This window comes from Streptococcus sp. HMSC065H07 (assembly GCF_001837325.1).
Taxonomy (GTDB): domain Bacteria; phylum Bacillota; class Bacilli; order Lactobacillales; family Streptococcaceae; genus Streptococcus; species Streptococcus salivarius_H.
The window spans coordinates 114,183-134,492 of the sequence record NZ_KV832043.1 but is presented as its reverse complement, the minus strand read 5'-3'; the positions used below and the strand labels follow the sequence as shown (position 1 = coordinate 134,492).

22 protein-coding genes are annotated in these 20,310 nt (G+C 39.6%); 1 reads left to right on the top strand and 21 read right to left on the bottom strand.

What is annotated here, in order from left to right; all coding sequences use genetic code 11:
- Positions 1–6: 6 nt before the first annotated feature.
- The 4 genes from HMPREF2637_RS09100 to HMPREF2637_RS09085 form a co-directional block, all read right to left on the bottom strand.
- Positions 7–288, bottom strand: coding sequence for a DUF1294 domain-containing protein (locus HMPREF2637_RS09100; RefSeq protein WP_064525645.1), 282 nt, complete (start codon positions 286–288; stop codon positions 7–9).
- Between the two features lie 4 nt (positions 289–292).
- Positions 293–1,330: a 3-isopropylmalate dehydrogenase gene (gene leuB / locus HMPREF2637_RS09095; RefSeq protein WP_002890787.1), complete on the bottom strand. Its 1,038-nt coding sequence runs from the start codon at positions 1,328–1,330 to the stop codon at positions 293–295.
- 18 nt (positions 1,331–1,348) lie between these two features.
- Positions 1,349–2,905 (bottom strand): 2-isopropylmalate synthase, encoded by a 1,557-nt coding sequence (locus tag HMPREF2637_RS09090; RefSeq protein ID WP_002884004.1) that lies wholly within the window; start codon positions 2,903–2,905, stop codon positions 1,349–1,351.
- Between the two features lie 346 nt (positions 2,906–3,251).
- Entirely contained in the window at positions 3,252–3,944 is a 693-nt protein-coding gene (locus HMPREF2637_RS09085) for a phosphoglycerate mutase (RefSeq protein ID WP_000240128.1), read from the bottom strand.
- 255 nt (positions 3,945–4,199) lie between these two features.
- Between HMPREF2637_RS09085 and HMPREF2637_RS09080 the strand changes: the two genes are divergently transcribed.
- Complete coding sequence (locus HMPREF2637_RS09080) at positions 4,200–5,135, top strand: dihydroorotate oxidase (RefSeq protein WP_064524636.1); 936 nt, start codon at positions 4,200–4,202, stop codon at positions 5,133–5,135.
- Positions 5,136–5,196: 61 nt separating this feature from the next.
- Here HMPREF2637_RS09080 and HMPREF2637_RS09075 read toward each other — a convergent pair whose 3' ends face one another.
- The 17 genes from HMPREF2637_RS09075 to recJ form a co-directional block, all read right to left on the bottom strand.
- A complete protein-coding gene (locus tag HMPREF2637_RS09075; protein ID WP_002890779.1) occupies positions 5,197–5,397 on the bottom strand; it encodes a hypothetical protein in 201 nt (66 codons plus the stop codon).
- A gap of 59 nt (positions 5,398–5,456) precedes the next feature.
- Entirely contained in the window at positions 5,457–5,732 is a 276-nt protein-coding gene (locus tag HMPREF2637_RS09070) for an HU family DNA-binding protein (protein ID WP_002884048.1), read from the bottom strand.
- A gap of 136 nt (positions 5,733–5,868) precedes the next feature.
- The gene (locus HMPREF2637_RS09065; protein WP_064524638.1) at positions 5,869–6,441 is read right to left on the bottom strand and encodes a YpmS family protein; all 573 of its coding nucleotides are present in this window, start codon (positions 6,439–6,441) and stop codon (positions 5,869–5,871) included.
- Positions 6,434–7,309, bottom strand: coding sequence for an SGNH/GDSL hydrolase family protein (locus tag HMPREF2637_RS09060; RefSeq protein WP_064524640.1), 876 nt, complete (start codon positions 7,307–7,309; stop codon positions 6,434–6,436). Before HMPREF2637_RS09060 ends, HMPREF2637_RS09065 begins: the two co-directional genes overlap by 8 nt.
- Positions 7,302–8,144, bottom strand: a complete 843-nt coding sequence (locus tag HMPREF2637_RS09055) for a DegV family protein (protein ID WP_064524642.1) — start codon at positions 8,142–8,144, stop codon at positions 7,302–7,304. The genes HMPREF2637_RS09060 and HMPREF2637_RS09055 overlap by 8 nt, the downstream gene beginning before the upstream one ends.
- A gap of 69 nt (positions 8,145–8,213) precedes the next feature.
- Positions 8,214–9,884: a DNA repair protein RecN gene (recN, locus tag HMPREF2637_RS09050; RefSeq protein ID WP_064524644.1), complete on the bottom strand. Its 1,671-nt coding sequence runs from the start codon at positions 9,882–9,884 to the stop codon at positions 8,214–8,216.
- Between the two features lie 8 nt (positions 9,885–9,892).
- A complete protein-coding gene (locus HMPREF2637_RS09045) occupies positions 9,893–10,339 on the bottom strand; it encodes an arginine repressor (RefSeq protein WP_002890762.1) in 447 nt (148 codons plus the stop codon).
- Complete coding sequence (locus tag HMPREF2637_RS09040) at positions 10,326–11,153, bottom strand: TlyA family RNA methyltransferase (RefSeq protein WP_064524645.1); 828 nt, start codon at positions 11,151–11,153, stop codon at positions 10,326–10,328. Before HMPREF2637_RS09040 ends, HMPREF2637_RS09045 begins: the two co-directional genes overlap by 14 nt.
- A complete protein-coding gene (locus tag HMPREF2637_RS09035; RefSeq protein ID WP_048674581.1) occupies positions 11,146–12,018 on the bottom strand; it encodes a polyprenyl synthetase family protein in 873 nt (290 codons plus the stop codon). The genes HMPREF2637_RS09040 and HMPREF2637_RS09035 overlap by 8 nt, the downstream gene beginning before the upstream one ends.
- Entirely contained in the window at positions 12,018–12,233 is a 216-nt protein-coding gene (locus HMPREF2637_RS09030) for an exodeoxyribonuclease VII small subunit (protein WP_002884058.1), read from the bottom strand. Before HMPREF2637_RS09030 ends, HMPREF2637_RS09035 begins: the two co-directional genes overlap by 1 nt.
- Complete coding sequence (xseA, locus tag HMPREF2637_RS09025) at positions 12,223–13,551, bottom strand: exodeoxyribonuclease VII large subunit (protein ID WP_064524648.1); 1,329 nt, start codon at positions 13,549–13,551, stop codon at positions 12,223–12,225. The genes HMPREF2637_RS09030 and xseA overlap by 11 nt, the downstream gene beginning before the upstream one ends.
- A 186-nt stretch (positions 13,552–13,737) precedes the next feature.
- Entirely contained in the window at positions 13,738–14,499 is a 762-nt protein-coding gene (locus HMPREF2637_RS09020) for a hypothetical protein (RefSeq protein WP_048674575.1), read from the bottom strand.
- 127 nt (positions 14,500–14,626) lie between these two features.
- Positions 14,627–15,271, bottom strand: a complete 645-nt coding sequence (nth, locus tag HMPREF2637_RS09015; RefSeq protein ID WP_064524650.1) for an endonuclease III — start codon at positions 15,269–15,271, stop codon at positions 14,627–14,629.
- A complete protein-coding gene (locus HMPREF2637_RS09010) occupies positions 15,271–15,969 on the bottom strand; it encodes a DnaD domain-containing protein (protein ID WP_002890756.1) in 699 nt (232 codons plus the stop codon). The genes nth and HMPREF2637_RS09010 overlap by 1 nt, the downstream gene beginning before the upstream one ends.
- A gap of 71 nt (positions 15,970–16,040) precedes the next feature.
- A complete protein-coding gene (gene metA, locus HMPREF2637_RS09005) occupies positions 16,041–16,985 on the bottom strand; it encodes a homoserine O-acetyltransferase MetA (RefSeq protein ID WP_060971484.1) in 945 nt (314 codons plus the stop codon).
- Between the two features lie 172 nt (positions 16,986–17,157).
- Positions 17,158–17,676 (bottom strand): adenine phosphoribosyltransferase, encoded by a 519-nt coding sequence (locus tag HMPREF2637_RS09000; RefSeq protein WP_002890753.1) that lies wholly within the window; start codon positions 17,674–17,676, stop codon positions 17,158–17,160.
- 119 nt (positions 17,677–17,795) lie between these two features.
- Positions 17,796–19,997, bottom strand: a complete 2,202-nt coding sequence (gene recJ, locus HMPREF2637_RS08995) for a single-stranded-DNA-specific exonuclease RecJ (protein WP_064524654.1) — start codon at positions 19,995–19,997, stop codon at positions 17,796–17,798.
- Between the last annotated feature and the right edge of the window lie 313 nt (positions 19,998–20,310).

Below are 20,310 nucleotides of genomic sequence, written 5' to 3'. Positions count from 1 at the left end.
GATTAGCTAATCCGAAAGTCTTGTTAGAATAAGGTATAAAAGAAAGACATCTATAACAATTCCTATAAGCCAGCAAAGCTTAAAGTACCATTTGTTAATTTTATGTCTAAAAAGTTTTCCACCTAGAAAGGCACCAATACCACCAAAGGTCAGAGTCTGCAATAATAATGCCTTCTCAGAAATTCGTCTCTTATGTTGAATAGCCTTATGTTTATCAAGGCCATAAACCAATAAGACGACAATATTCCATACCAACAAAACACTTAGTAACACTAATTTCAGTGTCATGATTTTAGAGATTGCCAATAATAGCTGCTGTCATTTCAGCAGTCGAAGCCTGACCACCCAAATCACGTGTCAAGATGCCTTGATTCAAGGTCTTATCAACAGCATTTTCAATCAATTCTGCCCCTTCAGTTTCATTGAAACTTTCACGTAACATCATAGCTACTGACAAAATCATTGAAATTGGATTGGCAATACCTTGACCAGCGATGTCTGGTGCCGAACCGTGGATTGGTTCATAAAGACTTGGACCATTTTCAGAATGACTGGCAGATGGCATAACACCTAAAGTTCCTGGAAGGACACTGGATTCATCAGACAAGATATCACCAAAAAGGTTTTCTGTCACAACCACATCAAAACGAGCTGGGTTGGTAATCATAATCATTGCGGCACTATCAACGAGCTGGTGTTCAAGAGTTACATCTGGAAACTCCAAAGAAACTTCATCAGCAACCTTACGCCACAATTTAGAAGTTGCCAAAACATTTTGTTTATCAATGCTAGTGACCTTTTTGCCACGACCTTGGGCAATCTTGAAGGCACGACGCATGATACGACGAATCTCATCTGCTGAATAATCATTGATATCGCGAGCCTTATCTTCTTCCAAAATGTGCTCACCAAAGTAAATACCACCTGTGAGCTCACGAACAACGACGAAGTCTACGCCCTCAATACGCTCAGGTTTAAGAGGTGACAAGTGTTTCAAAGCATCAAAGATGCGGACAGGACGGATATTAGCAAAGAGATTCAACTCCTTACGAATGGCCAAAAGTCCTTGTTCAGGACGAACTGGCGCATTGTCATATTTAGGTCCACCAATTGCAGCCAAGAGGATAGCATCTGCTGATTTAGCAGCATCCAAAGTTGACTTAGGAAGTGGATGACCCTCGGCATCAATGCCAGCACCACCAAATGGTTTAGCATCGATGTCGTAATCAAATCCAATTTTTGAAGCTACTTTTTCAAGAACTTCAAGACCTGCTGCCATAATCTCAGGTCCAATTCCATCACCTGAAAGTGTTACAATTTTCTTTGTCATGTTTAACTCCTCTTCGGCTTATGGAAGATCACGATAAGAAACCTTACGTGCCATCTCACCAGCATTTTCTTTTTGAACCAATGTATTAGCATTGATATAGGCAATTGCTGATGCTTTCAAGACATCAAAGTCCAAACCAGATGCATTGAAAATAGTATCTGTATCTACATTTTCTACAGTTACAAGTACACGCGCTTGCGCATCAATACCATCAGTTACTGCGTCAATATTATAAGAAGTCAAGCGAACTGTTTGGTTGAAGAATTTGTCAATAGCATTGAAGATAGCTTCAACTGACCCTTGGCCATTTGCCAAAAATTCAACAGATTCACCGTCTTCATTAGCCAAACTTACTGTAGCAGTGATTGTTTCATCAGCATTAGTAGTCAAACGAAGATCTTCGAAGTGGAAACCTTCTGGATTATCTACACTTGTACCAGCAACAAGTGCACGAATATCTGCATCAGTAATATCATGTTTTTTCCCAGCCAAGACTTTAAATTTGGCAAAGAGTGGTTTGATATCTTCTTCCACAAAGTCAAGCTCAAGTTCTTTCAATTTTTCAACAAAGGCATGACGTCCTGACAATTTACCAAGAGGAAGACTGTTACTCTTCACACCTACCAATTCTGGTGTGAAAATTTCATAAGTTTGTGGGTTCTTAAGAACACCATCTTGGTGGATACCTGATTCATGAGAGAAGGCATTTCCACCAACAACAGCTTTATTTTTAGGAACAGGAATACCTGAGAAGCGAGAAACAAGCTCTGATGTATTCATAGTTTCATTCAAAACAATATCACAACTTGCTTGGAAGAAGTCTTCACGAATTTTCAAAGCAACAGCTACTTCTTCAAGAGCAACATTACCCGCACGCTCACCAATACCATTAACAGTTCCCTGTACACGTCCAGCACCATGTTTAATTGCTGTCAAAGTATTTGCAGTTGCCATACCAAGGTCATCGTGACAGTGAACACCAAAGACAACTTTATGATCTGATTTAATATTTTCAGTCAAGTGATCAAAAATACGTGCAAACTCTTCTGGAGTCGTAAAGCCAACTGTATCAGGAATATTAATATATGAGGCACCAGCATCAACTGCTGTTTGAACAACTTCAGTCAAGAAATCAAGCTCAGTACGAGTAGCATCTTCAGGAGAAAACTCAACAACTTCAAATTTTGAACGTGCATATGACACATGTTCTTTTACAGCTTCAAGAATTTCTTCTTTTGATTTCTTCAATTTAAACTCACGGTGAATCGGACTTGTTGCGATAAAGACATGAATTTGTGGATACTTAGCATCTTTTAAAGCCTCATAACAAGCATCAATATCAGATTTTACTGAGCGAGCCAAACCAGTAACAGAAGTTGTTGTCATAGCTTCCGCAATTTGTTTTACGGCCTCAAATGAATCTGGGCTAGCTGCAGGAAAACCTGCTTCGATTACAGAAATTCCCCATTTTTCAAGTTGTTTAGCAATGGCAACTTTTTCTTTGATTGAAAAGTTAACACCAGGTGTTTGTTCCCCATCACGAAGACTTGTATCAAAAAATTCAACTTTACGCATAGACAATCCTCTTTCTAAAAGTAAAAACGATAGTAGTAAAAAAACATCTCACTCGGAAACCCAAGCGAGATGTTTTTACCTCCCGCTTGGTAAGCCAAACAGGACTAATGCTTTTGCACTAGCCCTCATTACGCAATAGCAAAACAGTTGTAGTTGCGAATGTCATTTGACTCATTTCCTTTCGATGTATCTTGGTTAATATGATACATCTTTCCAACTTGAAAGTCAAGGAAAAATTACTGAATTGACTGACTTTTCTGACCACTATTTACATTTATTTTCAAGAAAAGAAAAAAGCTGACCGAAGTCAACTTTTTATTTGTTAATGATAACTACTTATCTCAGCTTATTTTCCGAGGTAGTATTCGCTAACAACGTTCAATTTTTCATCAAATTCGAATACCAATGGTGGGAAGTTTGGAATTTCAACATCCATGATTTCGTCATCTGACAATTGTTTGATGTGTTTTACAAGGGCACGAATTGAGTTACCGTGTGCACCTACGAATACGTTTTTACCATCTTTAAGAGCTGGAGCGATTTTATCTTCCCAGAATGGAAGGGCACGTTCCAAAGTAACTTTCAAGTTTTCAGCATCTGGAATTACTGAGTCATCAAGTGAAGCGTAACGACGGTCAGTGTGTGCTGAGTGCTCATCATCACGATCCATTGCTGGAGGCAATACATCATATGAACGACGCCAGATGTGAACTTGCTCATCACCAAATTGCTCAGCAGCTTCTGCTTTGTTTTTACCAGTCAAACCACCGTAGTGACGTTCGTTCAAGCGCCATGATTTTTCAACTGGAACCCAAAGTTGGTCAGATGCTTCAAGAGCCAAGTTAGTTGTTTTGATCGCACGTTTCAATACTGAAGTGTATGCTTGGTCAAATTCGATACCAGCTTCTTTAATCAATTTACCAGCGTCGATAGCTTGTTGAGTACCTTTTTCAGAAAGATCTACGTCAGCCCAACCTGTGAAAAGGTTAGCTTTGTTCCATTCAGACTCACCGTGGCGAGCGAAAACCAATTTTACCATTAGTTGTGTCTCCTTTTTATTTTGGGTTAAACCCATTTACTGTATCTATTCTACCCAAAAAACCTTGAAAAAGCTAGCAAAATCCAAAAAATTCTGTAAAATTCTATTGCTTCTTGTCTTGGCAAAAAGAGACGATATCAGAATTTCGTTTTAGAGGCTTTAGCCCGTCCAATATTTCCTTGTTTTAGGCCCCTTTTCATGCTAAAATGAGATGAAATAGTAACATTTTACTTTGTGATCTTTAAGGAGGATCTTATGGTTTCTACTGCTACAAAAGTTGGTCAGTTTACGTTTGATAACTGTCTTATGAATGCCGCTGGTGTTCATTGTATGACTAAGGAAGAATTGGCAGAGGTTGAGGCTTCAGCTGCAGGTTCATTTGTCACAAAAACAGGAACACTTGAGGCCCGTCCCGGTAATCCTGAACCACGTTATGTGAATGTACCTCTTGGGTCAATCAACTCAATGGGATTGCCAAATAAGGGTTTCGAATACTACCTTGACTATGTCATTGAATTACAAAAGCAACCCAATACAAAAAATCATTTTCTTTCTCTCGTTGGTCTTTCACCTGAGGAAACACACTCCATTCTTAAAAAAGTTCAAGAAAGTGACTATGAAGGGCTGGTTGAACTCAACCTTTCATGTCCTAACGTTCCGGGTAAACCTCAAATCGCTTACGATTTTGAAACAACAACCGAGATCCTAACTGAAGTCTTTTCTTACTTTACGAAACCTCTTGGTGTGAAATTACCACCATACTTTGATATTGTGCACTTTGACCAAGCTGCTGCCGTTTTCAACCAATTCCCACTTGTCTTTGTTAACTGTGTGAACTCAATTGGTAATGGCCTTTACATTGAAGATGAGTCTGTTGTCATCAAACCTAAGAATGGTTTTGGTGGTATAGGTGGTGACTACATCAAACCTACTGCCTTGGCAAACGTTCATGCTTTCTACCAACGTTTGAAACCTGAAATCCAAATTATTGGTACTGGTGGTGTAAAATCTGGTCGTGATGCTTTTGAACACATCCTTTGTGGTGCAAGTATGGTACAAGTTGGTACTGCCCTTCAAAAAGAAGGTGTCGCTATTTTTGACCGTATTACTAAAGAACTTAAAGAAATCATGGAAGAAAAAGGTTACGAAACTCTTGAAGACTTCCGAGGAAAACTTCACTACATCGACTAGTCTATAAAAAAAGTTTGGAAGATTTTCCAAACTTTTTTGTTATTTGATGAGGATTCTCTTATTAGACAAGACCATCATCATCACGTTCATCCCAGTCTTCAAAAGGGTCCTTGCCCTCTTTTTCAGCTTGAAGACGTTTCTGACGCGCTTCTTCAATTTGTTCTTCACTTGGCTTCATCAGTTTGCTAATAGCAACAATACCTGATAGTTTAATAACAGTAAAAACCAAAAGAAAAATCAATACCACTGTTATGGTTTTCATAGATTTCCTTAACTTATTTCGTATAAATCAAAACCCCTAAAATCTTAGGGGTTTTTACATTATTTAACTGCGTCTTTAAGAGCTTTACCAGCTTTAAATGCAGGAACTTTAGAAGCTGCGATTGAGATAGCTTCACCAGTTTGTGGGTTACGACCTTGACGAGCAGCGCGTTCGCGTACTTCAAAGTTACCGAAACCAATCAATTGTACCTTTTCACCTGCAGCAAGAAATTCTTCGATAGAAGCGAAAACTGCATCTACAGCTGCTGCTGAATCTTTTTTAGTAAGCTCAGTTGCTTCTGCAACTTTAGCGATCAAATCTTGTTTGTTAGCCATTGTAACAATCCTCCAATTTATTTCTAAGCGAATAGTTTTTTTAGCGCTTGAACAAGTATTATCTTATCCTAAAAGACTTATGAGGTCAAGTAATAAACGCTAATTTAATCGCTTTTTTGCAAAAAGTAAAGGCTTTTTAATTTATTGTCTTATAGATGTCAAATTCGATACGGTCATTAACCAAATCTAGGCTTTGAGCACGTGCTGTTATCCCCTTCTCATTCTTCATAGACTGAATATTTAGGGTAACCTTTCCCTTCTTACTATCGATTGCGATGTAATCAGGAAGGTTAGTCGAACGTTTAATCATCTTAAGGGCATCCGAAACAGGCAGTTTCAAGGTTCCAGCTGAAAGCTCAGAAACATGCAGTACAATTGCTCCTGATTCACTAACAACCGGCGTAAAATAGACATATAGAGGAACAGGATGACCTAAAACCTTATAGCTACTTTCAAAAACAATTTTAGAATTGGTAACCTTGACCTTGAAACGCATCTTATCAGTCGAATAATCCTGGGCAAAGCCTGTAAGAGCAGCGTCAAGCTCATCCTTAGTCATACTATATTTTCCAATTTTAGTTGCTCCCTTGGGAAGGGATACAGAACTTGTCGTCTCCACTGGAGTCATGATTCTATATGTCACAACACTTACTAGGGCTAGATTTAAGGCCAAGAGTCCTAAAAATAGCCACTTCCATATCTTACTCACCTGACCACTCCTTCTTTGTTTGGTTAATACGTTTCAAAATGGCATCTGACATAATTTGATAACCTGTATTATTTGGATGAAAATGATCATCCTCAAAAAGAGCATCGTTCAGGCTATCTTGAGAAGATTTACTAGACTGAGAGGTATCATCAGAACTTGTAACACCGCCCTTACCATCAATTCCCTTATAAAGCAAATCATTTACAGGAACAAAATACACATTATCGTACTCTTTGCACACCTCTTCAGTAGACTGGTTCCAATTATCTACAATAGTTTGCATTTCTGTCATCTCTGGAAAATTAAGATAAAAAGGATTGTAAATACCAACAATATAAATTGGTAATGTTTTATTTTCCTTGCGAGCTAGCTCAATAATCTGTCTTAATCTCTTTTGATAGGCCTGAGCAGGCTTAGTGAAGGTAGCTACATTAAGATTCGTGATATTGTCCTTAATGACATGGATCACATCATTACCACCAACTGTCAGAGTCATCACTTTAGCCTTTTTGAGATCTCTTTGAATATCCTTCTTTTCTTGCATTCTTTTGAGAATTTGATTACTTGTATTCCCCGCAATACCGTAGTTACGAGAAGTTACTTGCCAGTCAAAATCTGACTCTAATGCCTGTGATAGCACAGGAACGAATCCTCCTTGATTACTACTATCACCTACCCCTTGAGTAAGGGAATCACCAATAGCAACATAGGTCACATTTTCATTTTTAATAGATTTAATCTTTTCTGCAATTTTTGATGACTGATGCATACTAGGAACGATAAAAATGAAGAGGCCGACAAATAAGAGAAAAAGCAAGAAGAAGCCTACGAGGCTTCTAACTAATTCTGATTCTTTCCACTTATTCATAACGAACCATTACGGCAAAGGCGCCTTCACCAGTGTGCGTTTGAATGATGGAACCAGTCTCAAGGATTGAAATTGGAGCACCTAAAACCTCAAGTTTTTTAGCCAGTTCATGTGCTAAATCAGGTGTCCCTGCATAAGAAATACCAATCTCTGCCACTTTGCGGTCCTTATCCTTGATACCATTAATATAAGAATCTAACCATTTCGTGAAAGTCTTAGCTCCTCGCCCCTTAGCAATCGTATTCAACTGATAGTCTTTCAACTCCATGATGACACGGATATTGAGCAATGAAGACAGAAGACCTGTTACACGTCCAATACGACCACCTTTAACCAGATTCTCAAGGGTAGAAACACCAATATGAAGTTCCGATTTATTTTTCACTTCTTCAACATGGGCTACAATCTCATCAAGACTAGCTCCTGCTTCGGCTAATTTAGCTGCCTCAACAACTTGAAACTTGAGGCATTGATCCGTAAAGCCTGAATCGATGACAGTTACATCTGCTCCTGAAAGACTAGCTCCTTGACGTGAGGCTTCACATGTCCCAGAGAGTGTGTGCATAAGATGGATTGCCACAATTTGATCTGCACCTTCTTTGACAAGATTTTCATATGTCTCAGCAAACAAACCTACAGGTGGTTGGCTTGTCTTTGGTAACTCTTTACTATGCTTCATCATTTCCAAGAAACGGCCTTCTTCTCGAAGGTCACTATCTGAATAGATGACACCGTCCACCATTACCGACAATGGGACAACAGTGATATTATATTTTTTAACCAATTCTGGTTCAATCGTGATTGACGAATCGGTTACAATTCTGATTTTACTCATAATTTTCTCGCTTAACACAAATTTTTATTCTATTATAGCATGACTGGAAAGTTTTTCCCAAGTCTTTTCCTAAAGAGAGTCATCCACCTTTAACAAAGCTCTTGCTTGGCTCAAGGCAGCCTCCGTCACGTTATCACCTGCTAACATCTTAGCGATTTCTTGCACCCTTTCCTCAGGTGTCAAAAGACGAACACGAGAGACAGTTGTCTCGTTATCGCTTTCCTTAGAAATAAAGAACTGATAATCAGCAATAGCAATAACTTGCGGAAGGTGACTGATGGCCAAGACCTGACCATGACTCCCAATCTTATGAATCTTCTGAGCGATGGCTTGGGCAACACGTCCTGAAACGCCAGTGTCAACCTCATCAAAGACGATACTTGTTTTATCTTCTTTGCGGGCAAAGGCTGACTTAATCGCTAACATGAGTCGAGATAATTCGCCACCTGAAGCTACCTTAACAAGCGGTTTAAAGCCTTCACCTGGATTGGTTGAGATGTAAAACTCAACCTGCTCATTACCATCACGATTAAATTTCCCCTTAGTAAAGGTGACTTTGAAATCAGCCTTATCCATATAGAGGTCGCATAACTCGTTCTTAATCTCAGCTTCAAGAGCAGTAGCAATTTGATGGCGTGCTGTTTGTAGGGTCTCCGCAGACGCAAGCAGTTCCTTTTCAAGTTGCTTAAGCTCTTGTTCCATAGCATCTGACGAGCTAGAGTTTCCTGTCAGAAGATTGTATTCTTTACTTGAATTTTCCAGATAATCCAAGACGTCATCGACAGTCCCACCATATTTACGAGTAATGGCATTAATGGTATCTAAGCGGTGTTCAATCTCTTGTAAACGCCCAGCATCAAAGTCCAGATTATCCAAAAGGTCACCTAGTTGCTTAGTGACATCTTCCAGAACATAATAGGCTTCTGATAGATTTCCAGAGAGTTCTTTGTAATCAGAGTCATACTCTTCAAGAGACTGGAGATCATTCATGGCAGAACGAACATTTGAAAGGCTTGAAAAATCTTCATTATCCAGCATGACATAGGCATTTGTTAAGGTATCAGCAATCTGCTTATGATTAAGAAGCTTGTCTCGCTCCTGCATCAAAGCCAAATCTTCTCCTGATTTTAGAGAGACTGCTTCAATTTCTGCAATCTGAAATGCTAACATTTCAATTCGTGCCTTATGCTCCTGCTCATTTTTCTGCTTTTCAAGAACGGATTTTCTTAACTCACGATAGCGGTCAAAATACTCCTGGTACTCTTTCTTAGTCTGGAAAAATTCCTTGTCACCAAAGGCATCAAGCATGGTAATATGCAGAGCAGGTTTCATAAGCTCTTCCTGGTCATGTTGTCCGTGGATATCTACCAAGAAGTGCCCAACAGCTTTAAGTGTCGTTAAATTGACCATCTGCCCATTGATACGACTAACACTTCTACCATTTTGGAAGATTTCACGACGGATAATCAATTCATCCTCAATAGGAATCCCATTATCTTCCAAGATACTAACCAAGGCAGGATTTTGTTCGATTGAAAAGAAGCCCTGAATTTCAGCCTTAGATGCTGAATGACGGACGACCTCACTAGAAGCCCTAGCACCCAACATAAGATTCATAGCATCTATAATAATGGACTTACCAGCACCTGTTTCACCAGTAAGGACGGTCATACCATTCTCAAAGTTTAGAGAAATCTCTTCAATAATTGCGAAATTCTTTATCGTAATTTCGAGAAGCATAGGCCCTCCTATTCTTCAACCCACTTAATGATTTGCCCCTGTAGTTCAATAGCTGCTAACTCTGACTGAGCCACTAAAAAGAGGGTATCATCATCAGCAATAACACTAAAAATCAAATGCTTGTACTCATCTAAAAGAATCTTCTTGATGAGGCGGCTTGTCCCAGGTTGAACAACGATATTCATAAAGGCATGTTGACGATCAACGCGCAACAAGCGACGAGTCGCAACAGAGGTTCCACCTACTCGTCTAGGAGCAGTTGAGAGCCCATAGATGTAAGAACCGTCTTCAGTTGGTACTTTGGTAATACCAATTTCATTGATATCACGCGATACAGTCGCTTGAGTAGCCTTTAATCCCTCATTTTGGAGTAATTTTACCAATTCTCCTTGAGTCGTAATTTTATTTTCTTGGACAATCTTTCGGATTAACTCCAAACGATCATTCTTCTTCATTCTTTTTAAACTCCTTGTGTGCTTGTGCTACAACTTCCTTAATAGAGGTTTGAGCATCATTTTGAGGAGAATTTGTCTTCTCCAAGTGTGCGAGAAACTCAATGTTACCATGACCACCTTGGATAGGTGAAAAGTCCAGCCCCTTAACTGAAAAGCCATAGTCAACCGCAAAAGCAGTCACTGTTTCTAGCACTTTTTCATGGACACTGCTCTCACGGACAATCCCGTTTTTCCCAATTTGTTCACGGCCCGCCTCAAATTGTGGTTTCACAAGAGCAACAACTTTCCCCCCATCAACCAATATCTTAGCCAAAGCCGGTAGAATCAGATTAAGAGAGATGAAGCTGACATCGATTGATGCAAAAGAGGGTAGTCCTTCTGTGAAATCGACAGGTTCAGCATAACGAAAATTATATTGCTCCATAGAACGAACACGCTCATCTTGACGCAATTTCCAAACCAACTGATTGGTGCCGACATCAACAGCATAAACCAGTTTGGCCCCATTTTGAAGCATAACATCAGTAAACCCACCTGTTGAGGCTCCGATATCAATGGTCGTCATACCTTCAACTGACAGATTGAAAACTTCCAAAGCTTTTTCAAGTTTGAGTCCTCCACGACTCACATACTTAAGTTTTTCACCTTTAAGCTTCAACTCTGTACCGTCGTCGATTTTTTCACCAGGTTTATCGTAACGCTCACCATTGATAACATTAACAACTAAACCTGCCATTACGCCACGTTTTGCTTGTTCTCGTGTTTCAAAAAGGCTTTGTTTATAAGCCAAGACGTCTACTCTTTCCTTAGGCATGGAGTCGTAACCTTTCTATGATTTCTATAATACTATCTTTCTTGAAACCTTGATTCTCAGCTAGATTTTGGAAAATAGCCTCCGCTTTATTGAGTGATTCCTCGAGGATAGCATGTGATTTTTCCAGACCAAGAAGAGCCGGATAGGTTGATTTCCCCGCTACTACATCTTTTCCAGGTGTCTTTCCAAGTTCTTCGAAATCAGCAGTCACATCCAAAATATCATCACGGACTTGAAAGGCAAGGCCGATCAAACGACCAGCTTCTTGGAGATTTTCCAAAACCTCTTGATCTTTTTGAGCAACAATACCAGCCGCCACAAAAGGAAAGGTTAAAAGCTTCCCAGTCTTATGCTCATGAATCTCAGCCAGTTGCGACAAATCAAGTTCCTGACCTTCACCCTTCATATCCAACATCTGGCCACCTACCATACCGAAGGTTCCTGAGGAATGAGACAATGCTTGAATCAATTGAACTCGAATTTCTGCTGATAGCTCTGTTTGAGCCAGAAGGTCAAAGGGATCCAAAAAGAGAGAATCTCCAGCCAAGATTGCCGTTGCTTCATCGAATTTCTTATGGTTGGTTAAACGTCCTCGACGGTAATCATCATCATCCATGGCCGGCAGATCATCGTGAATCAAACTTCCAGTATGAATCATTTCAAGACTTGCAGCAACATCGAAATGACTAGGAGTAAGCTCTAAACCAAATCCTTCAAGTAAATCTAAGAAAATCAGTGGACGAATACGCTTGCCTCCACTATCAACTGAATAAAGGATGGCAGTGATTAAATCACTTGATACAGGAAGATTCTTTTTTTGGTAGTAATCACGGATAGCCGCATCAATTTTATTTAGCTTGCTCATTAGGCATCCATTTCCGTTTCTGTACCATCTGCTTGCATGACCTTAACTAGTGTCTTTTCAGCATCTTCCAAGGTCTTCTGCAAATCTTTAGACAAGGCCATTCCTTTTTGGAACTCAGCAATAGCATCCTCAAGAGCAACATCTCCTGTTTCGAGCTTAGTGACAATGGCTTCTAAGTCCTGTAAATTTTCCTCAAATGTTTTTTTAGTTGACATTTTTCACCTCTACTTCTAGTTCTCCATCTCTCATTTGGACGGTTAATTGATCACCTTCGGTAATATTCTTGGTACTGGTTAAAGGTTTATCATTTTTTTTGACAATGGCATAACCCCTTGCAACAATACGGCTAGTATCTAGAGACAATAAAGCATCCTGTGCCTTTTCTAATCTCACACGGTTACCATTAATGGTGTTCTTGGTTGTGGTCACCAATAAACGTTGCAAAGACTCTCGACGGTCTTGATAGTTCTGAACACTACTCAGAAGATTTAAGCCTTGTAACCGTTGTTTCAAAAGTTCCGCTTTTTTTTGCTTTCGCTCGAAATCTTGACTCACGAAGGTTTCAAGCCTTGTTGTTAGTCGATCCAACTTTTGTAAATAACCATCGTAAAGGCGCTCAGGTTGCCTAAAGACAACAGATTGTGACAGTTTAGCTAAACGTTCTTGATTGTACTGTATACGTCTCAAACAGGCTTGATAGGCTCTATTTTGTCTTTCACGAATCCAAACCAAGGTATCGGCCTTTGATACTGGAGTAGCAAGTTCTGCCGCTGCTGTAGGTGTAGCAGCCCTACGATCTGCAACAAAGTCAGCCAAAGTCGTATCTGTTTCGTGACCAACACTTGAAATCACAGGTAGACGACTCTCAAAAATGGACTGAACAACAATTTCCTCGTTAAAAGCCCAGAGATCTTCAATAGAACCTCCACCACGACCAACGATAAGTAAATCTAAGTCATCCCTTTGATTGGCTTTTTGAATATTTTCAGCAATTTCCTGTGCAGCTCCTTCACCTTGAACCTTGGTAGGGAAAAGTAAGATTTCTACCCCTGGAAAACGACGACTAACGGTCGTAATAATATCTCGAATAACCGCACCACTAGGACTTGTGACAACCCCGATTTTTTTGACAAAATTAGGCAGCGCTTGCTTATGACGATCATCAAAGTAGCCTTCTGCAGTCAATTTTTTACGAAGCTGTTCAAACTGGATAGCCAAAGCTCCAATACCATCCGGCTCAGCCTTCTCGATAATAATGGAATAAGAGCCACTAGGCTCATAAATCTGGACACGACCTACGACATTGATCTTCATACCTTCTTCGAGTTCAAAACCAAGTTTTTTGAAAACTCCAGCCCAAATCGTCGCCTGAATAACAGCTCCTTCATCCTTAAGCGAAAAATATTGGTGACTCGGGCGGCGACGAAAATTGGAAACCTGTCCCGTCAAATATACCCTCTCTAGATAAGGATCACGGTCAAATTTCATTTTCAAATATTTGGTTAAGGATGTGACCGATAAATAGTCTGACACGACAACTCTCCTTTATTTAAGCTATCCTTGAAAACCTGAAGACATTAAAAAAGTTCTGCAGAACTATCATCCCCAAATCTTCTCAGTCGGCTTTTTAATTGTATACACGATTACTTAAAATTATACCAAAAAAGACTGTCAAAAGACAGTCTCAACCACCATTATCAGATGTTTTATATGGTTTCATTAATCGGTTGTATATTTTTTTGAAACGACGTCCCAAGAATCACTTGAACCGTCAATACCACCATAGGCTTCAAGTTGTCCCTTCTTATCTACACGGAAAAGAAGAACATCATTACCATAGGCATCATAAAGTTGAGCATAAACTAGGTTATCATCATCATCCGTCCATGAATAAACATTCCAACCTAGATTTTTATAATTTTCTCCAGTTGAACCTTGTTCTTTAGCATAGGTAGAAACAACCCAGTCTTCTAACTGTTGATCAGACAAAGATGAGGTATCAACTTGAGAGGATTGATTATCAGATGATGCTGCAGCTGCTTCCTTACTTTTTGCCAACTGACCATTTTTCCATGGATTTGTTTCACTCTCTTTTTGGTTATTACTATACCACATCAAGGTAACAACAGGAATAACCACTGCAAGTACTGCAACAACTCCAATTACCCATCTAATGATTTTAGGATCTTTGAGTTTGTCAAAACTCGAAACTTTTCTTCCCTTTGTAGTTTCATTTTTACGACGTCTAAATTCGCTCACAGCTTTTTCCTCTTTTTCTTGAAAGTAGTCCCTTTTTTTCTTTTCCTCTTGTTCCAAGAGCTTTTGCACTTCCCTACGACCCTGTGGATCACTCGTTTGAGCCAATGAAATCTGCAACTGAAAAATACGATTATCCAAAGCTTGCTCATATTCTTTGGCTGCTTCTCTATCACCATTATCAGCTAAGGCTCTCAGATACTCTTCATTACTGAATTCAGCCATTCACTAAATCGCTCCTGCTTCTAAATCGTTTCTTCTATTTTCTTAAAGCCTGAGACTTTTGTCAAGTTACTAGTTTGTAACAAATTCTTACAGTTGTAAAAAGCCGAAGAAAATCACATTCTTCAGCTTATTTCTTAGTTGTTTCTTTATAATACTTACAATAACTTTGAAGAGGACAGGTCTGGCATTTCGGATTCTTAGCTAAGCAATGATAACGTCCAAAGAAAATCATACGGTGATGGCTGATAATCCAATCCTTCTTTGGGATTTTCTTCATCAATTCTGCTTCGATTTCCTCTACACTAGCATCCTCTGGGGCGATATTTAGCCTTTTGGAAACACGTGAGACGTGCGTATCTACTGCAATCGAAGGAATGCCATAAACCTCAGCTAAAACCACATTAGCCGTTTTTCGTCCCACACCAGGTAGACTTTCCAATTCCTTACGCGTTTTCGGAACCTGTCCATCAAAATTCATTAAAACAGCTCTAGCAGTCTTGATGATGTTCTTTGCTTTATTCTTGTAAAGACCAATCGTTCGCAAACACATCTCAACATCATCGAGGTTGGCAGAAGCCAAATCCTCAATTTCTGGATAACGCGCCCACAAGCCTGGTGTAATCTTATTAACAGCCTTGTCTGTTGTCTGGGCTGATAAAATAACAGCAACTAATAGCTGGAAAGGCGTTTCCCACTCCAACTCTCCATGAGCATTAGGAAACATCCCTCCCATGAGAGCTAGAGCCTCATTAACACGTTTTCTTCCTAACATTATTGGCCACCCCATAATTGACGGGCGGCATCCATTCCTGTTTTGAAGTCATCGGAAACCTGATGATGGTGCTTCTTACCTTGATGCTCCAAACGACGCTCTTCAACTTGAATTTTAGTTGTAATACCACTTAATTTCCAGTTACGAAGAACTCCTTTTATATAATTCCAATTTGTCTTGCGGTTAAATACTGCTTCTTTCAAAGCCTCACGGATAAGTTCGGGATCAGTATGTTCTTCTTGGATTTCCTTGTTTAAATCTTCGACAACCATAGGATTCAAGATTCCCAAAGCTTGTTCCAATTCATCTGTTAATTGCTTGATGAGCTGGGTATTGGTTGGCTGACCAACGACAGGTCCTGCCGTTGTCTTTTCATTGCTTACTAACTTGTCCAATACTGCCAAGGCAGGTGAGGCATCTACAACCATCTCAATTTCATTGTTAATCTTAATAGTCGTGAAATCAAGAAGTCCAGCCTCAGTTAATGTTGTAATACTTTTATTAACTTCAGTTGGCGTCTTCCCAGTTGCTTGCGCGATCTGACTAGAAGCCACTTCTCCAATCTGGGTTGTCGTTTGTAGATAGAGAAACTGCCAAACCAGAAAGTCATCCGCAGATGGGAAAATATCCTTAAAGTGGAAAAATAAAGCATTAGGAAGGACCAGATTACCTGATCGATACTGTTCAAAAAAACTCATATTTACCTTTCAGAGTAGCTAGACACCCCAAAAAGTCAAATGCTCTCACATAAGTCCTTTGAGACTGTCTACTACAAATAACCGTAGAATGAAAAATCGTCTTCCAACTCTTCTAAACGATAAGGTGTTTCTTGATATACCGCATAGTTAATCCAATTGCTAAAGAAAGCAGATGCCGCAAGATTCCAACGAAGTTTAGGCTCCTGACTTGGATCATCCTCTGGGAAATAGTTTGCCGGTACATCTGGATTAATACCTGCATCCAAATCTCTTCGGTATTCTCTTGCCAGAGTATCACGGTCATATTCAAAATGACCAAAACTATATACTTCACGAAGATTCTTACTTGCTAGAATGGATAAGCCAACTTCTGGTCCTGACACAACAATATCTAAATCCGTCTTGTTTTTAATATCCTCGAGCCTAACCTCTGTATAGCGTGAGTGCGGTGACATAAAGCTATCATCAAAGCCATTCATAAGGAAGTTTTCAGGCATGTCAACCGTTTGTTTATAGATACCAGATAATTTCTCTGACAATGGGACCTTGTCGACACCATGCTTATAATAGAGACCTGCTTGAGCTCCCCAACACAGATGAAGGGTTGAATAAACATGCTTTTTAGACCAGTCAAACACCTGTGTTAATTCTTGCCAATAATCCACTTCCTCAAATGGCATTTGCTCAACAGGAGCACCTGTTACAATGAGACCATCATAATACTTATGCTTAATTTCATCAAAAGTCTTATAGAAGGTTTCCATGTGTTCGGCATGGGTATTTTTTGACTTATGACTAGCCATATAAAGAAACTCGACGTTAATTTGAAGTGGCGTATTAGCCAAAAGACGTAGTAACTGAGTTTCTGTCACTTCTTTAGTTGGCATAAGGTTAAGGATTAAGACCTCCATTGGTCGAATATCCTGGCTACTAGCTCTGTTTTCATCCATGATGAAGACATTTTCCGAACGCAATACATCAAGAGCTGGTAACTTATTATCAAGTTTTATAGGCATAACAATATCTCCATCCTTATTTATTCTATCTTCATATTATAAACCGGGGAGGTATTGTTATCAAATATATATTTTCTCTAGTTAGCTATAGCTTTAAACTATACTTAGAGAACACTTATATTTTAAAAGAGTTAAAAAGGCCCTAAGGCCTTTTGTTAATTCATAGATAGATTTATCCTGGGAAGTTCATCAATACTTTAGTATCGTAACCTTCAATAGCTTTGCGTCCATTAAGACCATCAAGCTCAATCAAGAAGGCACAGCCAGCAACGACACCACCTAGGCGCTCAATCATTTCAATTGTAGCTTTGACGGTACCACCAGTCGCCAAGAGATCATCAACGATAAGTACACGTTGACCTGGTTTGATTGCATCAGCATGCATACAAAGTGTATCAACACCATACTCTTTTTCGTAATCTGCTGAGATCACTTCACGTGGCAATTTACCAGGTTTACGAACTGGAGCAAAGCCAATACCAAGTTCAAAAGCAACTGGACAACCAACGATGAAACCACGCGCTTCAGGACCAACAATCATGTCAATCTTCTTATCAGTCGCATACTGAACGATTTCACGGATAGCATAGCTATAAGCATTTCCATCAGCCATCAAAGGACTAATATCACGGAAAGTAACCCCTTCTTTAGGGTAGTTTTCAATAGATGCAATATAATCTTCTAATTTCATTTGTTCTTCCTATAGGCTTTTCGCCAAAAAAATATTTACATATCATTATAGCATGAATCTTCAGATTTAGAAAATGCTAACCCTCATTTCAAGACGAATCCTTTGGATTAAGTACTCCCCTACTTATAAAGCCAGTCATAAATTTCCTGTGGTGTCCCTAAAGCCATAAGTTCTTGGAACTTGACAAGATGTTTAAGATCTTGGAAAATCTTGCTGTCCTCAATCTCACGTTTTTCAGCTTCTTTATTGACTGTCATAACACCATTATCAATAGTCACAAAATCCAATTCATCAAAAATCTGAATCATCTTAATCAGAAGTATCTTATCGATTTTAAGGTAATGACTGAGGTCATCCAATTTATAGCGAACATCGAATTCTGGGAATTGGTAAATGGTTTTATAGAGCCTTGCAAATTGCTCTCTCGTTCCATATCCAGTCAGATAATAGGCTTCCTTAATACTATTTTTAAAATAGATAGCCTGGAAATCTTTACCTTCAAACCACTCTTTTACTTCCGTTGCTGAATCAGGTAAGGTGTTGAGGACAACCGCAGGTTCAGTGTCTGATGCTTCTTCTACCGTTGGTAGGCCTTCAGGTAGTGCCATATTTTTTGAGCGAAAATCAAATAACTGAACACCATCCACACGCGCATCTTCTAGCATGAGCTGGAGCGTTGTCTGACCATTCCAAACATTAACAGACAAGGTCACTGCCAATTCCAAACCCTGAGCTTGTTGGAATTCTTGAAGAAGATTACCTTTGTTAAAAGCGACAACATCAAAGCTATCCTTGCCTTGCTTAACCTTAAACTTAAGATGGGCTCCGTTTTGTCCCATAGTCCTAGCTTGAGTAACGGTAATATCATGTAGCCAAAAGACTGGCTTTTTATTGTCCATACCAAAAGGTGCTAATTTTTCAAGGCTCTTGATGGTATCCAAGCTAAGCTCACTGAGCTGGAGCTCCTCGTCTAAATTTAACGTATTTTTGGCACTCGTATCAATGTCATTATCGTAGACATAATGACACAAAATCTCTGATAGTCGTCCAAGATTTTCTTCAGGAAGGGTCATCCCCGCCGCTCCAGCATGTCCTCCAAAAGCAGTAAAGATGTCTCGGTGGTCATCAAGGGCATGGAAGATATTGATAGATTCCAAACTACGAGCGGAACCCTTAGCCAAGCCATCTTCAATATTCAAAACCACTACTGTCTGACTGATTTGTTCCATGATACGCCCCGCCACAATACCTAGAACGCCAGGATGCCAACCTTCCTTGGCCAAAACCTGAACAGGTTTATCCAAATCCACCATAGTCATGGCTTCATCAAAGATTTTTTGAACAACTTCCTTACGTTCTTCATTTTTAGCATTGATTTCCAGAGCAATGGCTTGGGCTTCTTCATCGTCAAATCCGGTCAGCAGTTCAATGGCTGGATTTGGATCATCTAAGCGCCCCAAGGCATTGAGTTGAGGGGCCAGCTTAAATCCTACCGTTTCTTCAGAAATCGTTGTTGGGTCTACATCTGAAATACGGAGTAACTCTTGCAGTCCAATACGCTCAGTAGTCTTTAGAATTTCCAGGCCGACCTTGACCATAATACGATTTTCATCCGTTAGACTAACCATATCGGCAATGGTACCAATGGCTACCAAGTCCAACATCTCAGTAGGAATAGTTTCAAGGAGGGCAGTTGCCAATTTGAAAGCTACACCACAACCTGCCAAATACTTAAAAGGATAATCGGCATCTGGATGCTCTGGATGGACAATGGCATAGGCATCTGGAAGCTGGGCTGGCATACTGTGATGGTCTGTAACGATAACGTCCACACCTTGCTCTTGCGCATAAGCGATAGCCTCATTCCCCGCTACCCCATTATCCACTGTAACAATGAGTGAAATGCCTTCCTGCTCAATAAAGTACTTGTAGACACTTTCATTTGGCCCATAACCATCTGTGAAACGGTTAGGCAAATAGACTCGAGCCTCAGCTCCCATCATTTCAAGAGCTTCCTTGACAATCGATGCTGATGTCATCCCATCCGCATCATAGTCTCCATAGACTAAGATTTGCTCATAATTTTCAATGGCCTGACGAATTCTAGCCACTGCCTTATCCATATCATGAAGAAGATAAGGATCATGAAGGTGTGATAAATCAGCCTTTAGAAAGTCTTCAAGAGCATCTTCTGTCGTAATGCCTCGTTCATAGGCAATCTTGGCTGCAGTTTCTGCCAGCCCATGTTCTTTGGCAAGTTTAAAAAAGCCAGCATCTGGCTCTTTTGTGTTTATTTTCCAATCATACGTTGATGTAATCATGTTTTTATCTTTTCTCCCTGTCATCTAGTCTATCTATTATAACATGAAAAAATTTATCATAGTGGATAGAAAGCTAAGTTTCCTAAAAAGAGAATGTCAAACATCGTAAGTTGCTTAGACTTGTGGTACATTTCCAATCAAGACCTGCTTTTCTAGACAAAATAATAGTCTGGATATTGCTCCCTTTTTGACTTGTGTTTTCTCAGATATTCCTTTATCCTCTTTACGTTAACTAACTCTATTCTACTATCATTTTCAAGTAATATTAGGAAAAACAAGAAAAGAGAGTGGGACAGAAATCGGTAATTCGTTA